The following is a 15,202-nucleotide window of genomic DNA, read 5'->3' as shown; positions in this document are numbered from 1 at the left end:
CCCAGGGCGAAGCCCTGGGTTACGGAACCAACGAATTCCGAGGCCTGAAAGGCCGACCTATAAAGGTTGTGATTGCGATAGATCATGCCACTCAGCAACCCACTGAAGGAGCGTGAGATGCCCCAGCCATTCGCAATCCATCCTGGAGACATCCTGCTGACCGAGTTCATGGAACCTCTCGGTCTCACAGCATACCGTCTCGCAAAGGACTTGCATGTCTCTGTTCCTCGCATGAATGACGTAGTACGAGGCAAGCGTTCCATTTCAGCCGATACAGCACTTCGACTCGGCATCTACTTCGGGCTACCGGCACAGTTCTGGCTGAATCTCCAAAATGACTACGATCTCCGTCTTGCTAAGAGTACCGCGTTAGCAAAAGTACAACCGCGGCTTGCGGCCTAGATCCCCCCAAATTCCCCACATTGCGGCTCTTACGACGCCGAACCCTCAGCATGCTCCGCCACTTCCCTCGCCCAGATCTGGTGCGAGACCGTAGGCGTTCCATCGCCGCGATGCAGTGCATACACCTGTTCGCGAATCAGGTGGTCCGCCGCCGTCATTCGCTCACGCGAGCGCAGATAGTCCAGCCAGCTTTCCATCACAAAGGTCTCATTCAGATGCTCAGGATCTGCGGCATCGCGGTAGATTCCCCAACGCACCGCACCACCACGCAGGCGCACCGCTTCAAGCGAGTGAATGACCCGCGAGAACACCGCATAGTTCTCCAGCGGAATGCGGTAGTCAATCGAGATGCGTACCGGGCCGTCATCGGGATCGGGCATCGTCGCCAGAGTCGGTAAGGGACGCTTCCACTTGTACGGCGTAAGGTCCGGCAGCTCGCCCTTCAGGATGTGAATGCGGGACGTGAGCGGAATCGACAGAGCCATGCCAACCGCAGAACAGATCAACGCCGCCTTCGTCGAGCTGCGCTGCGCAATCACACCCCAAACCACGCTGCCCAAGGCCATTCCACCTTGGAACGTCATCAGGTACGTGCCCAGCGCACGCGCATAGACCCATCCCGGCACTGAGAGCTGCACCGACACATTCAGCGTGGACATCGTCGTCGTCCACGCGAAACCCGCGCCAAGCAGCGTAAGGATGGCCACGGCGGGAATATGAACAAAGGCCAGAAGCAGCAGCGTCACGACATAGTAGACCGAAGTAATCGCGAGCAGTTTATCTGCGTCGATATGGCGACGAATCCGCGCCAGCGACGTAGCGCCCATGACCGCCCCTACTCCAAGAGAGCCGTTCAGAATGCCGTAGCCCATCGCCCCGTGATGCAAATCCCGCTTGGCCACCAGCGCCAGCAGCGACCATACTGCGCTGACAAAGAAGGTGAACGTAAACGCACGAATCAGAGGTCCTTGCAGGCTCGGCGCATAACGCAGATAGCGCAGTCCTGAGCGCACCGAACCGGCGATGCGTTCCGCAGGCAGCGCGCTCTTGAAGAGCGGCGTACGCTTCCATCGCCACAGAATCCAGATCACCCCGGCAAACGATGCGGAGTTCAGCGCAAAGACCCAGCCCGCGCCTTTGTGCGGGCTCATGAACGCCGCGATCATCAGGCCGCCGAGTGCAGGCCCCACCGCACGCGCAATGTTGTTGCTCGCGGCATTCAGCGTAACGGCGCTGGGGATATCTTCACGCGGCACCAGTTCCGGCACAATCGCCTGCCACGCGGGATTGTTCATCGCCGAGCCGATGTTGAGCATGAAGGTGAGCAACAGCAGCATGACGGGCGAGACCACACCGAAGAAGGTCAGCACCGCAAGAATCGCGACGCTGCCCAGCATCCAGCACTGCCAGAAGATCAGCAGCCGGCGCCGCTCATAGATGTCGGCCGTCGCGCCCGCAAGCAGGCCGAGAAACAGCACCGGCAAACTCGCCGCCGTCTGCATCAATGCAATCAGCAGCGGCGAGGTCGTCAGCACCGTCATCAGCCACGTACCGGCAGTGTCCTGCATCCACGTGCCAACGCTCGATACGGTAGACGCGATCCAACGATCGCGAAAAAGAGGGATTTGCAGCGGAGCGAAAGCGCCAGCGCTCTTGCGCAACGGATTCGGCTCCGGCGGCGCGATATCGGTTGAATCTACCTGTCCAGTTTGACCCACGATTCTTTGATGCTACCCCGCCTGGGGCAGCCTTCGCGAATGAACCTGCTTCCGGGGACAAACGTATATTGAAAATATGACTCGGAACCTCGTGCTCTCCGCGACGATGCTGCTCACCGGATGCTTCGCCACCGCGCAACAACCTGCAGCCACGCCCGAGTCCGTCCCGGCTCAAACCCAGGTGACACCAGACGCACAGGAAAAGCCTCTGCCGGATGTTCGAGAACTGCTGCTCGCCGTCGAAAAGAACCAGAAGACCATCGAGGCCCAGCAGAAGGACTACACCTACCACGTTCATCAGGAAGAGCAGGATCTCGACGGCAAAGGCAACGTAAAGAAGATGTCCGTGACCGATGCGGAAAGCCTGACGATTAGCGGCGTTCGAGTCAACCGCATCGTGGCTCGGAACGGAAAGCCTCTCACCGACGACGAAAAGAAGAAGGAAGACGAGCACCTCAACAAAGAGGTCGCCAAGGCTCACGCGCGACAAGAAAAGGCACAGGACAAGGGCAAAGACACCGACTCACGCGGCGATGAGACCATCTCCGCCTCGCGCATTCTGGAACTCGGCTCCTTCACCCATCCACGCCGGGAGATGCTCGATGGACGGCCGACGATCATCGTAGATTACGCCGGAGACCCCAAGGCCAAGACACATAACGCATCTGAGGGCGTCATCCGCGACCTGGTGGGAACCGTCTGGATTGATGAGGCAGATGAAACGATGGTTCGCGGCGAGGGGCACTTCCTCAACGACTTCAAGATCGGTGGCGGCCTTATCGCGGACGTTCACAAAGGGGCGGGCTTCAGCTTCCGGGCGCAGAAGGTAAACGGCGAAGTCTGGTTGCCGGCGCAGCTCGACGGCCAGGGTAATATCCGCGTCCTGCTGTTCGCCGGGATCAATGGCCGGATACACCTCGTAACCTCCGACTACCGCAAGTTCCGCGCTACGTCGAGGATTCTTGGCAGCAATGGCGTTATCGGACCGGATGGCCAGCCAGCGCCCGACCAATCCGCTCCAACCTCAACACCCGATCAGAGCGCGCCGCCGAAGCCAGACGAAACACCCAAGCCCTGAATCTGGTTATATGCCCTGTGGGCCTGTCAAACCACGAAGGGCGAAATGGGCAATGCTCTCAAGAGCCTGCCTCTCTGCTCCAGCCTTCGCAGCCACCTTCATCCCCGCAAGCGTCGCGCTCAGAAACCGCGCGGCGGCCTCTTCTTTCATCGTCTGACTGATCTCTTTTTCAACCTTCGCCCGGCGAAGCGCCTTCCGCAGCGCAGCATTCAATCGATCGTTTTCCAGATCGCCCAGCGAGCTAACCTCTGCATCAGATCGGCCGAACTCGCAGATCGCATTGATACCCATGCAGCCGACGACTCCCTCTCGCTCCGCCCTGATAGCGAAGGCAAGAAGCATCTTCTCGATTCCGGCGAGCGGGGAAGAGGTCTGTTCCAGATAGCCGATCTGCTCGCTGACACTATCGGCAATATAGCGACTAAATGCCTCCAGGTAGAGCTGTCGCTTGTCTCCATAAGTGTCATACATGCTCTGTCGGCTGATCTTCATCGCCCGCATCAGTTCATCGGTAGAAGCCGCAGCATAGCCTTTCTCGCAGAAGACTCCAATCGCCTTTTGCAGCGCTTCGTCGCGGTCGAACTCTTTCGGCCTGGCCATGATTCGTGTCTTCTCTCCGTGCGTGGCTGGAACGTGGCTGTAAACAGGGTATCTGCTCAGTGTGACGTCTCGCAGCCCTGAAGAGGCCGCGAGACATCACGCTGTATCGCAACTTACGCCAGATAACCGCCATCGATCGTCAGGCTTGCTCCCGTAATAAAGCCTGCTTCCGGCCCAGCCAGATAGGCGACCAGGCTGGCGACCTCATCGTCGGTACCAAACCGCTTGATCGGCAGCAGATTTCTGACGATATCGACATGAGGCCCATCCGCTGGATTCATATCCGTCGCCGTCGGCCCCGGCTGTATGTTGTTGACGGTAATGCCACGCAAGGCAAGATCAATGGCGACCCCGCGCACCAGACCCGCGACAGCCGATTTGGTCATTCCATAGACACTGGCACCTGGGAAAGCGGTTCGCTGGGCGACGACGCTCCCTACCGTCACAATGCGGCCGCCCTCGGTCATATGACGTGCCGCCGCCTGAATGCCTACAAAGACGGAACGCACATTGACCGCAAGCATTCGGTCCAGATCTTCCAGGGAAAACTGGTCGATCGTGCCCCGCAGCAGGATACCCGCATTGTTTACAAAGACATCTAGCCTGCCGAAGGCTTTCACCATCTGCTCAATCGCACCTTGTACGGCGGTAGCCTCCGCACTATCCGCCTGAATCGCCAGGGCTTTTCCTCCTGCGGCTTCGACAGCTTGTACCAACTTCGCTGCCTTCTCATGCGAAGCCGCATAAGTGAACGCGACAGTCGCCCCCTCTTTAGCCAGACGTCTCACAATCCCCGCCCCGATGCCGCGCGAACCACCGGTGACCAAAGCCACCTTGCCTGAAAACACTCCCGAACCAAGACTCATCCTTTTCTCCTCTGTAGAACTGAACTGGAATTATAGATAATTAAATCCAGAATAAGATGCAGGACTTTTCGATGAGAATGCCGACGCTGACATTCCCCTCTTCTATAAGGTTTTTAAACAGGAAAAGGGCAGCCGAAGCCGCCCTTTTCACAAAGTTAGTGGAATTCAATCTTCCGATACAGCTACTTCAAGCCGAAGCTTAGAGAGGCTGTACGTCGGATGCCTGCCAGCCCTTCGGCCCCTTAACTACGTTGAATTGAACCGCTTGACCTTCCTGCAGGCTTTTAAAGCCGTTGGAGTTGATGGCCGAGTAATGCACGAACACATCCTCACCGTTCTGCCGGCTGATAAAGCCGAAACCCTTGGCGTCGTTAAACCACTTCACTGTTCCCTGTTCCATATCTCGCAAATCCTTGTGTGATTGACTTTGACGCTGAATCCAAATGGGGCTCCGGCGGTGAATCTAATGCAGAAAGCCAATCTGTTTCAAACGATGGGGAAATGTTAGCACGACTGACAAAATTTCCACGTAAAAAATTACTGGGGTGTAATCCTGCACCAAAATTAGTGCAACTGAGGCTCTGCAACATGCGATCGAACGATCGCTTCAGCCGCCGCGAGCACCTCATCCAGCGTCATGGAGGTCGAATCGAGGATAATCGCGTCCTCAGCCGGCCTTAAAGGCGATTCAGCCCGGTTGCGATCCCGCTCGTCGCGTTCCTTCAGCTCACGAACCATGGCTTCCTCGGTGGTCGAGGCTTGTTCCGTGAACTTCGTCTGGACGGGGCCGCTCTGCCGGTAGCGGCGGTTGCCGCGAACCTCGGGAGCAGCGTCAAGGAAGATCTTGACCTCGGCATCGGGAAAGACGACCGTGCCGATGTCACGGCCTTCCATCACAACCCCACCCTTCTGTCCCATCAGGCGCTGCTGATCGACCATCCAGGCCCGCAGCCGCGGATGCACGGAGACCTTGGAGGCCGCAGCCGTCACATCGGCCTCACGCACACGCCGCGACACATCGACGCCGTCCAGGAAGACGCGATTGCCTTCCAATTGCGGTTCGAGCACGATACGCGTCTCGTCCGCCAGCGCAACCAGCGCGTCCTCGTCCTCAAAGCCAAGATCGTTATCGATGGCTTTGAAGGCGAGGGCGCGGTACATGGCCCCGGTCTCGAGGTTGAGAAACCCGAAGCGGCGCGCAAGATGCGCCGCCATCGTGCTCTTCCCCGCACCGGCGGGTCCGTCAATCGCGATCACGGGACGTTCGCGCTTCGGGGTGGGACTTTCGTTCATTGCTATTCCTCGGACTCCGGCTTACGAGCAGCAGGCTTGAAACCGCCTGCCCCTGCCGGGCGCTTGCTGAAGCCACCCGCAGGCTTTCCGCCGAACGGACGCTTGCCGCCAAAGGACGGACGTGGGCGATCTCCTGATCCGCCCTCGCGAGGCGTGAAGGGACGCTTGCCGAAACCACCTGGTTTGCGCGACTTGCTCTCGCTACGCTCCGGCTTGTGCTCCGGCCATGGACGGACCGGACGATCAGCCAGATCGCCTTCCTTGCGCGGGAACGGCCTCTTCGGCGCGCGCGGCGTGCTGTCACTGCCACCGTAGGCTGGACGCTCGGGGCGATCGCCTCCACCGTAGGACGAACCTGCGCCCTCATCGCGGCGAACATAAGGACGCTTCGGGGCAAATCCGCCCGGCTTGCTGGAGAAGTCCCTGGACTTACCAGCGAAGCCGCCAGACTTGCTTACATAACCACCAGGTTTACTATCGCCACGATCGAAACGTGGCTTCGAGAACGGACGATCTCCCGTGGGCCGTGGCGTAAAGCTCGGCTTGAAGCTGGGACGGGGGCTTGAGCCTTCGCCCTCATCGCGGCGGAAGGGCTTGCGATCTCCTTCGGGTTTGCGGAACTTCGCGAACGAGTCGCGTCCACCCGGCTTCTCGCCATAGCTGCGGCGAGGAGCATCCGAAGGCGCTGCGCCTTCGCGACGTGCATAGGGCTTGCGCTCTCCGTCCTGCGCAAAGCGTGGCTTGGCGGCAAAGCCTTCGCCACGGTCCTTGCGGAAGGCAGGCTTGTCGCCAAAGCTCTTGCGAGCCGGTCCACGGTCGGAGAAGCCGCCTTCACGCTTGGCAAAGCCTCCCGGAGCGGCTCCTTCGCGACGCACATAAGGACGCTTCGGTACAGCGCTGTCACCCTCTGCGCGAGGCGTAAAGCCCGCACGGTCAGGACGCGGCTTGCGATCCTCGCTCCACGGACGCGTAAAGCTCGGCTTACTGCCTGCAGAAGCTCCATCGCGGTTGAAGGGACGGCGTTCGCGATCCGGACGGTCGCCAGTGCGCGGCGTCGAAGGCCTGGCTCCACGGGTGCCTGTTCCACCCGATCCTCCGGCCCTCTCCCCAAAGCTGCGGGCAGGCTTGCCCTTGAACTCTCCGCGCGGCTTGCTGCCTGCGCTCGGCGTAAACCGCTTGATACGGCCTTCGCCTTCGAGGCTGGCTGCAGCAGCAGCGGCAATCTCTTCTTCCGTCGGCTCAGGCTTCGCGATGGCCGGGAACTCCGGCAGTGTGCCGGGGATATGCAGCAACGACTTCCCTTCGAGCACGATGGTTTCAAGCTGGCGCGACGACGTAAGCGCGTGCAGCACCTCGCGAATGCGCGAGCGTGCGGCCAGCGGCGAAAGGAACGTCTCAACCTCGTCCTCGGTCGCAAGCAGCGACTGGGCGAGATAGAGCGAGATCAGTGCGGAGAGCGCCTTCGGCTGGCCGGCGTTGATGCCCGCCTTGATGGCCTTGGTAAAGCGCCGTGTAGCAAGCTCCCAGAGCGTTGAGGCCTCACCCATCTGCGGCAGAGGAATTACGCGCAGCAGGGACCAGAGCTCGTTGAGCGTGCGCAGGATGGCGCCCTCGGTGACCTCGCGGCCAAGCTCTGAGGCAAGCTCGGCAGCGGTCATCGCACCGCGCTCGGCAAGCACCTCATAGACGCGCAGGCCCAGCGGCGAGACCTTGACCGCACCGGTCGTCGAGGGTGGCAGCTTCCAGGCCTTGTCGCCGCGCATGGTGAAGATGTAGCTGAAGATCTGTGCCGAGACGACAAAGTCCGGAAGCTCGCCCGGAATGCCGAGCAGGTTCAGGGGCAGCGCGTTGCCCTCGGAGACGAGCCGCACGAGGATCGTCCTTGCGGCTTCGATCTGCGCAGGGGTTGGGCCAACGTTGGACGAGCCGAGTGTGGCTTCGACGAACGAGGGAGCAGGCGTCGGCAGTTGCAGCGAACGCGGCGTGAAGAGCACGAGACCGGCCGTAGACAGCCACTCGCGCACGGCATCCAGTGTGAGCAGCGGCTCACCGGTTTGATGCCATACTTTGGCGCGAGCAGCGGTTAGCTGCTCCGCATTAAACTCAGGTGTTGAACTCAAGACGTACCCCTTTGTGCTGGCGGCGAGACTACCGCACACAGCAGAAACCTCCGTCGAGCGGAGGCCTATGACTACAGATCGAAACAACCGATCAGGAAAGACTGCGAAGCCGGAACATGAAATCGGCAGGAGCGGGCTAAACGCTACAGCTAAATCCGGCATGGGAAGCCTAGATACGCTGGAACGCCCGCTGAATGTCTTTTAAAGAATACCGCAATGCGATGGGTCGGCCATGCGGACAGCTCGTCGGATGCTCAGTTTTTCCAAGTTCTGTGAGCAACCAGTCGATTTTTGCCGGTTCCAGGGGCATATTAATCTTAATTGCCGCGTGACAGGCGATGGAAGCGGCGATACGCGTCCGCCTGGCCTCCTCGTTTTCGACCTGCTGCTCGCGCTCGGTTACAGCAAGAACCTCTTCGAGCATCCGCTCCAGTTCCCGGCCCTCCAGCCCTACGGGCGTGGCCTTTACCGCCAGGGTGCGCGGTCCGAAAGGCTCGGCCTCGAAGCCGTTGCGCTCCAGTTCCTCGGCAATCGCCGCAAAGGTGACCATCTGCTCCGGCAGAAGCTCGACCAGCACCGGCATCAACAGGCGCTGGCGCTGGACCTGCTCGACCTTACGTTCGCGAAGGATCTTCTCGAACAGGATGCGTTCATGCGCCACATGCTGGTCGACGATCCAGAGGCCCTCTTCGTTGGTTGCAAGGATAAACGAGTCGCGGAGCTGGCCAAGCGGCTTGAGCGTGGCCAGCGAGTTCAGGGTCGGTTGATGTTCAGAAGTTCCACCTGAGACCGCTACAACGCTGCTCTCTGCCCCCTCTACGGAGGGCCGGTCATAGCCCACGGACATACCCGAACCTTCAAAGCTCAAACGGCCCGGCGACGCGGGGACCACAGGGGCCCGCAGATCGAAGGATGCCGTGTCCTGGGGTTCGATAAAGGACTCACTTCCGGCAACGAGAGCCTGCAAACCTCCATTCGGAGCAAAGACCGCCGGATCGACTCCCGGCAGCGGGCTGACATCCACCAGCAGCGACGAAGCCAGCGTGGGAACCGAATTGAGTGCGGCAAAGAAGCTCGCGGCAGGACGGGCGTTCATCTGCGCCGTGCGCACCGCATCGCGCACGAAGTCATGCACAAAGCTGCCCTGGCGGAAACGCACCTCGGTCTTGGCCGGATGCACGTTCACATCGACCTCTTGCGGCGGCATCTCCAGGAAGAGCAGGACCACCGGATACGACGTGGGAGGAATGATATTGCGATAGGCCTCGGTGAACGCGTGCAGGATGAGGCGATCGCGAATCAGGCGTCCGTTGACGAAGACGTAGATCGAGTTTCGATTGAGCTTTTGCAGCTCCGGCTTGGAGACGAAGCCGGTCAGGCGAATAAAGCCGGGTTCGGGGGCCTCGTAGTCTTCCCCGCGCTTCCAGGGCGGCGGCTCGGGCAGGCCTGCACGCGAGAAGTCGAGTTCGGCAGCGACAGGGATGAGGCTCTCAAACGTCTCGCGGCCGAAGATTTGATACAGCCGCTCTCCCGCGTTGGCGACGGCCGGAGCGACGAGCAGCGACTGCGTTGAGGAGTGCAGCTCAAAGTGTTTGTCGGGATGCGCCAGCGCGTAGTGCGTCACCAGTGCGGCGACGTGGCCCAGCTCCGTCTGCTCGCTGCGCAGGAACTTGCGCCGTGCAGGCGTATTGAAGAACAGGTCGCGCACAGCAATGGTCGTTCCCGCAGGCAGGCCGGCATCTTCGACGCGCAGCAGGTTGCCGCCGGCAATCTCCAGCATCGTACCGACTTCGTCTTCGACAGCGCGAGTCTCAAGACTTACCCGCGCGACCGACGCGATGGACGGCAGCGCCTCGCCGCGAAAGCCGAGGGTGGAGATGGAGAGCAGGTCATCGGACGAGCGTAGCTTGGAGGTCGCGTGCCGTTCGAAGGCGAGCAACGCGTCGTCACGGCCCATACCATGTCCGTTGTCGACGATACGAATGAGCTTGCGGCCACCGGCCTCGATCTCGAGGCGAATGCGCGTGGCTCCAGCGTCGAGTGAGTTTTCAAGCAGCTCTTTGACTACGGATGCGGGTCGTTCGACGACTTCACCAGCAGCAATTTGGTTCGCTACCTGGTCCGAAAGTACGCGAATCTTTCCCATGGTTCGATTGTAGCCAGTCTGTCAGGAAAGCGTTCCTATTAGCTGATATTGGGTCAGTTTGAAGTTCGAGTTTTGCCCCCTTGCGGAGGTTCCCTCACTCGCCAATCGAACGAATCACTCTCGCTGGATTTCCTCCGACAAGGGTGTTCGGGGGAACGTCCCTGGTGACGACCGAACCCGCCGCGACGACCGAGTTCTCGCCTACGGTTACGCCACCGATGATGGTTGCACCCGCTGCGATCCACACGTTCTTCTCAATCACGATAGGCCTTCCGATGGTGGCGGCGCGGCGCAGAGAAGGTTCAAGGGGATGGCCCGCCGTAATGAGGCTCACGTTCGGCCCGATCATCACGTCGTCCGCGATGTCGAGGCCGCCAAGGTCATAGAAAGTGCAGTTCTGATTGACGAAGACATTACGACCGACGCGGATTTCGTCCCCACCGGCGGTAAAAAATGGGGGGATCAGTAAAAAGCTCTCGTCTACCTTCTTACCGATCAGTTCGCTGAACAGGGCCCGAACTTCGTCCGCGTCGTTGAACGTCAAGCGGTTCAGCGCCGCGGTGATCGCCATGGCTCGTTTGACGTTTGCCAACATGGCCGCCGATTCCGGCGTCCTGCGGTAAATGATCCTGGTGCGATCGTCATTCGGCATTCGTTATTTTGCTCGGGCTACAGTTTAGCGTGCGTTCGGTGCACGAGGGCAGCACCGGGATTCGCTGAATGTAGCGCAGAGGACGCGAAGGTCTCACGTCCTCTGCACAAAAGCTCTACCGATCGCCCACCAGGTGCAGCCGCATGAAGTTCGTCGCGCCGGTCTTCGTCGCCGTTCCGGCCACGATGCCCACCACCTGCTTCGACTTCACAAAGCCACGGGTTTCAAGGATGTCCTCGGCCATGTTCACGAGCTTGTCGGTGCCGATAAAGCGCTCGCACTGGATCGGATAAGTACCCCACAGAAGCATCGCGCGATGCACAACATTCTCGTCCGGCGAAAGCGCATAGATGGGCGCGTCGGGACGGTACTTGGAGAGCAGCCGCGCCGTGTTGCCGCTCTCGGTAAAGATTGCGATAGCAGCCAGATCAAGGTCCTGCGCCGAGTGGGCCATACACTCACAGATCGTCTCAGGTACAGTGAGCGCCTTGCGCGGGTGACGCAACACGGCCAGCTGCGGCTCCAGGTGCATCTGGCTTTCAGTCTCGGTGACGATCTTGTTCATCATCGCGACCGACTCCACCGGATACTTGCCGGCAGCGCTCTCCGCCGAGAGCATGACGGCATCGGTGCCGTCGTAGATGGCGTTCGCCACGTCAGAGGCCTCGGCCCTTGTCGGACGCGGGTTATCGATCATCGACTCCAGCATCTGCGTCGCCGTGATCACGGGCTTGCGATATTCCGCCGCGCGGCGGATGATGTGCTTCTGAATAGCCGGAACCTTCTCGGGCGGAACTTCAACACCGAGATCGCCACGCGCCACCATGATGACATCGGCAGCCTCAAGGATGCTGTCGAGATGATCGATGGCCTGCGGCTTTTCGAGCTTTGCGATAACCCACGCGTCATAGCCCAGCGCCGCGATGCGGCTCTTGACGTAGCGCACATCGTCAGCGGTCTGCACAAACGAAACGGCGATGGTATCGGCGCCCGCCTTGAGCGCGAACTCCAGATCGATCTCGTCCTTCTCGGTAAGAGCAGAAACCTTGATCGCAACGCCGGGAAGGTTGATTCCCTTCTTCTCACCCAGCATGCCGCCGTTGATGATCTCGGTTACGACATCCGCGCCCTGCAGTTCGAGCACGCGCAGCTCGATGAGGCCATCGGAGAGCAGCACCTGATCGCCCGGCTTCAGATTTTCCGCCAGCGTGGTAAAGACGGTGCTCACGCGCTCGGCGGTGCCGTCGATCTTCTCCGGCGTAATGGTCAGACGCTTGCCCGCTTCGAGCATCACCGGCTTGTGGTCCACCAGCGTTCCGGTGCGGATCTTGGGGCCCTGCAGATCGGCGAGGATGCAGATGGGCTTGTTCTCTTCGCGGGCGACCTTGCGCACCATCGCGATCAGTTCGCTCTTCTGCTCGTGCGATCCATGCGAAAAATTGAGCCGTGCCACATCCAGGCCTGCGCGCACGAGTTGGCGGAAGGTCTCTTCCGAACTCGAAGCCGGTCCCAATGTCGCGACGATCTTCGCGCGCCGCATGTTTTCACCCAAACCTGCGCCTAAACCACCACTCATAACAGCCATCTGCACATGTCCTTCCACCGGAGGCTCCTTGAAGCCCCGGCTTAATCCTTTTCTTGCCTGTCAGTCAGCCATTCTACCTGCCCGACGTGGTGCCTAGTTTGAAAGCCCGTCAACTGCGGCCTCGGGATCTGAATTTCTGCGATGCGCAACGAGCTGCGCATTGAACTCCGCGCCCGCCAGCACGCACAGAGCGATGATGTACAGCCAGAACATCAAAGCGATAGCCGCTCCCAGCGAGCCATAGACCCGCGAATAGTTGGCGAAGCGCGTGACGTACAGGCCAAAGATAAGCGTGGAGACGAACCAGAGCAGCGTCGCCACCATCGCCCCCGGAAGACTCGCACGCCAGCTCCAGTCCATACGCAATGCAAGCCAGTACTCGACATGCTGCCGCATATGCCGGCTCACGTCCGTGCCCAGGTGATAGATAACGGCAATAATGCCAACGCTGCCGGCCAGCGCGATCGCCCAGCGAAGGGTGAAAGCCAGGATATAGACCAGCACATGCTCTCCAGGGGGGAGCTCTCCGGCCAGCCAATGCGTGATCAGGTGACCGAAGACCACGAGCGCGCTGGCTGCGGCCATCGGCACCAGAGACAAGGGCACCAGCACCAGTGCACGGATCCGTCGGGGCCAGAAACTCGCCTTCGGAAGCGGCAGATTGTGCGCCCGGCGGAAGCCTTCCATCAGGGTCACCATGACATTGGCCGCACCGGTGATACTGACCAGAAGCGAGCCGAGCAGTGCCTGCGCCGTCTGCTGGTTTTTCTGCGTGGTCGCAAAATAGGCATCGAGCAACGGACTTACATTCGAGGGCAGGACACGATCGAAGAACAGCGCCATCTGGAAACGCAACGGCATGGTATCCGGGAGAAGAGTCACGATGGCCGCCGCTACGATCAGCCCTGGAAACAAGGTGACCATCGCCGAATAGGCCGTAGCCTGGGCGAGCGTCAGCACATCATGTTCGATGGACGCAGCAAAGGTGGCGCGCAGCAACACCCCGAACCGGAGTGCCCGATGCGTCGGCATGAGGCAGACGTTTCTCCACAAAACTCCGGCCATTCCAGCCGATGTGCGCGCCATGATGTTCCGTCGTTAACGCTTCCACTTTTCCAGAAAGGCAGTGAGGTCGGAAGACTGCATGTGGCGCATGTCCGCGAAGTCGCCAGTCGTCTGCGCGAAGAGCACTTTGCCCTGTTCGTCCACCACAGCCAGTGCGGGAACTCCTCTTTTCAGGGGCACGCCAAATCTCTCGGCGACGTCGAAGTTCGCATCGATACGGCCGATGTTGACGTTTACCTTGACGAAGTTCTTAGCCAGCAGGTCAGCGTTCGGGCTCTGGTGGAAGTAGATGTCCAGGACTTGGCAGTCGCCGCACCAGTCGCCGCCAAAGTCTATAAGCACACGGCGATGTGTGCGACGAGCCTCAGCCAGGGCCGCCTTGATATCGGCTGGAGCCGCTTCGATGGTGGGATAAATATGCTTCGCCGACATCTGAGCGTGAGCCGCGGCGGTAACCATGCCGCCCGTGCTCAGAAGTGCAGCCAAAACGACCGCTCCAAATGCCTTGCGCGTACCTGAAAGAAGAACCGACTTCGCCGTCATCGTTGCTGCTCCTTGGAAATATCTTCTCCATCATCTGCCAAAGTGGCGCACGGAGCAAAGGACAATGTCGTTTTCCCAGAACCTCGACTGGTTATGGAGAGCGTTTCGTCAAGGGCGCGGCTTCAGACATACCCGAAATAGATACTTGCCACTAGTATTTTTGAATACCAAACCAGTCTTTCCGCGTATCGTATCGGTATGACCGGTTCTCTTCGCGCTGGCTTGCTAGCCCTCCTCCTGCCCGCAATCCCCTTTGCGGCTTCAGCCCAAACAGCCGCAGCGCCATTAGCGCCACCGCCCGGTGGCTACACCTCTATCGAGGTTCTCTGGCCTGCTGGAGCCCCTGGAGCTCTCGGCACAACCGAGGAGGACGTCCCCAAGCTCTACTGCTATCCGGCAGCGGGAGACGGTCCGCACAGTGCGGTCGTCGTGCTGCCCGGCGGCGGCTATAAGCATCTCGTGATGGAAAAAGAGGGTGCCGCCGAGGCACGCTGGCTCAACGCGCACGGCGTCAGCGCCTACGTGCTGCAATATCGCCTGAGCCCGCGCTACAAGTACCCTTCGCCGATGCTCGACGGCCAGCGCGCCGTTCGCTTCGTGCGCAGCCACGCGACGGCGTGGAAGCTGCGGCCGGACGCCATTGGCGTCTGGGGGTTCTCGGCGGGCGGACACCTCGTGGGCTATCTTGCAACCGTTGACGATACGGCCAACCCCAGCGCTGCCGACCCGATCGACCATGCGAGCAGCCATCCGGACTTCGCCATCAGCAGCTACGGACGGCTCAGCCTCGACCCGAGCATCCCCGGCACCTTTGGGATGGAAGCTCTGACCGGCCCAGACGCCCCCAAGGAGCTGGTCGATACGCTCTCCCCCGTGCTGCACGTTACGGCCAAAAGCTCGCCCACCTTCCTCTATGCCAACGAGTCCGACAAGACCGTCAGCGCGCTCAATGCCACCTTGTTCTTCAATGCGCTGCTGCTCGCCGGTGTCCCGGCTGAGTTGCACGTCTTCGAACGCGGGCCACACGGTACGGGCATGGGACAAAACCTTCCTCTGACACCGGAGCTAGCCATTTGGCCCACCCTGCTGGAGCACTGGATGCAGGCTCATGGATTGATGGACAAAGGTCTTTAG

The 15,202-nt window shown here is 60.3% G+C and carries 14 protein-coding genes; 3 read left to right on the top strand and 11 right to left on the bottom strand.

The features are described 5' to 3' along the window. Nucleotides 1-117: 117 nt before the first annotated feature. A complete protein-coding gene (locus HDF15_RS10215; RefSeq protein WP_184255188.1) occupies nucleotides 118-402 on the top strand; it encodes a HigA family addiction module antitoxin in 285 nt (94 codons plus the stop codon). A gap of 29 nt (nucleotides 403-431) precedes the next feature. On the opposite strand, the gene HDF15_RS10210 is transcribed toward HDF15_RS10215, so the two are convergent. Beyond that, nucleotides 432-2,120, bottom strand: a complete 1,689-nt coding sequence (locus tag HDF15_RS10210) for an MFS transporter (RefSeq protein WP_184255186.1) — start codon at nucleotides 2,118-2,120, stop codon at nucleotides 432-434. Between the two features lie 76 nt (nucleotides 2,121-2,196). Here HDF15_RS10210 and HDF15_RS10205 point away from each other — a divergent pair, with 76 nt between their 5' ends. Further along, nucleotides 2,197-3,198, top strand: coding sequence for a hypothetical protein (locus HDF15_RS10205; RefSeq protein WP_184255184.1), 1,002 nt, complete (start codon nucleotides 2,197-2,199; stop codon nucleotides 3,196-3,198). 6 nt (nucleotides 3,199-3,204) lie between these two features. On the opposite strand, the gene HDF15_RS10200 is transcribed toward HDF15_RS10205, so the two are convergent. The 10 genes from HDF15_RS10200 to HDF15_RS10155 all read right to left on the bottom strand — a co-directional run bounded on the left by HDF15_RS10200 (nucleotide 3,205) and on the right by HDF15_RS10155 (nucleotide 14,068). Next, nucleotides 3,205-3,798: a TetR/AcrR family transcriptional regulator gene (locus HDF15_RS10200; RefSeq protein WP_184255182.1), complete on the bottom strand. Its 594-nt coding sequence runs from the start codon at nucleotides 3,796-3,798 to the stop codon at nucleotides 3,205-3,207. A 113-nt stretch (nucleotides 3,799-3,911) separates the two neighbouring features. Beyond that, the gene (locus tag HDF15_RS10195; protein WP_184255180.1) at nucleotides 3,912-4,664 is read right to left on the bottom strand and encodes a 3-oxoacyl-ACP reductase family protein; all 753 of its coding nucleotides are present in this window, start codon (nucleotides 4,662-4,664) and stop codon (nucleotides 3,912-3,914) included. A 199-nt stretch (nucleotides 4,665-4,863) separates the two neighbouring features. Further along, the gene (locus HDF15_RS10190; protein WP_013581125.1) at nucleotides 4,864-5,064 is read right to left on the bottom strand and encodes a cold-shock protein; all 201 of its coding nucleotides are present in this window, start codon (nucleotides 5,062-5,064) and stop codon (nucleotides 4,864-4,866) included. 164 nt (nucleotides 5,065-5,228) lie between these two features. Further along, nucleotides 5,229-5,957, bottom strand: coding sequence for a (d)CMP kinase (cmk, locus tag HDF15_RS10185; RefSeq protein WP_184255178.1), 729 nt, complete (start codon nucleotides 5,955-5,957; stop codon nucleotides 5,229-5,231). Nucleotides 5,958-5,959: 2 nt separating this feature from the next. Then, on the bottom strand, nucleotides 5,960-8,077 hold the full coding sequence (locus HDF15_RS10180; RefSeq protein WP_184255176.1) for a hypothetical protein: 2,118 nt from the start codon (nucleotides 8,075-8,077) through the stop codon (nucleotides 5,960-5,962). A 169-nt stretch (nucleotides 8,078-8,246) separates the two neighbouring features. After that, on the bottom strand, nucleotides 8,247-10,223 hold the full coding sequence (mutL, locus tag HDF15_RS10175) for a DNA mismatch repair endonuclease MutL (protein WP_184255174.1): 1,977 nt from the start codon (nucleotides 10,221-10,223) through the stop codon (nucleotides 8,247-8,249). A gap of 94 nt (nucleotides 10,224-10,317) precedes the next feature. Then, on the bottom strand, nucleotides 10,318-10,875 hold the full coding sequence (locus HDF15_RS10170; RefSeq protein ID WP_184255172.1) for a sugar O-acetyltransferase: 558 nt from the start codon (nucleotides 10,873-10,875) through the stop codon (nucleotides 10,318-10,320). 115 nt (nucleotides 10,876-10,990) lie between these two features. Beyond that, nucleotides 10,991-12,460, bottom strand: coding sequence for a pyruvate kinase (gene pyk, locus HDF15_RS10165; RefSeq protein ID WP_260330988.1), 1,470 nt, complete (start codon nucleotides 12,458-12,460; stop codon nucleotides 10,991-10,993). Nucleotides 12,461-12,553: 93 nt separating this feature from the next. Beyond that, complete coding sequence (locus tag HDF15_RS10160) at nucleotides 12,554-13,492, bottom strand: YihY/virulence factor BrkB family protein (protein ID WP_150110496.1); 939 nt, start codon at nucleotides 13,490-13,492, stop codon at nucleotides 12,554-12,556. Nucleotides 13,493-13,558: 66 nt separating this feature from the next. After that, the gene (locus tag HDF15_RS10155; protein WP_184255170.1) at nucleotides 13,559-14,068 is read right to left on the bottom strand and encodes a thioredoxin family protein; all 510 of its coding nucleotides are present in this window, start codon (nucleotides 14,066-14,068) and stop codon (nucleotides 13,559-13,561) included. Nucleotides 14,069-14,266: 198 nt separating this feature from the next. Here HDF15_RS10155 and HDF15_RS10150 point away from each other — a divergent pair, with 198 nt between their 5' ends. Continuing rightward, nucleotides 14,267-15,202: an alpha/beta hydrolase gene (locus tag HDF15_RS10150; RefSeq protein ID WP_260330987.1), complete on the top strand. Its 936-nt coding sequence runs from the start codon at nucleotides 14,267-14,269 to the stop codon at nucleotides 15,200-15,202.

Origin of the sequence: Granulicella mallensis (assembly GCF_014203225.1) — a bacterium.
GTDB lineage: Bacteria > Acidobacteriota > Terriglobia > Terriglobales > Acidobacteriaceae > Granulicella > Granulicella mallensis_A.
The sequence above is the reverse complement of the archived record's forward strand: the minus strand, read 5'-3'. Positions and strand labels throughout refer to the sequence as shown.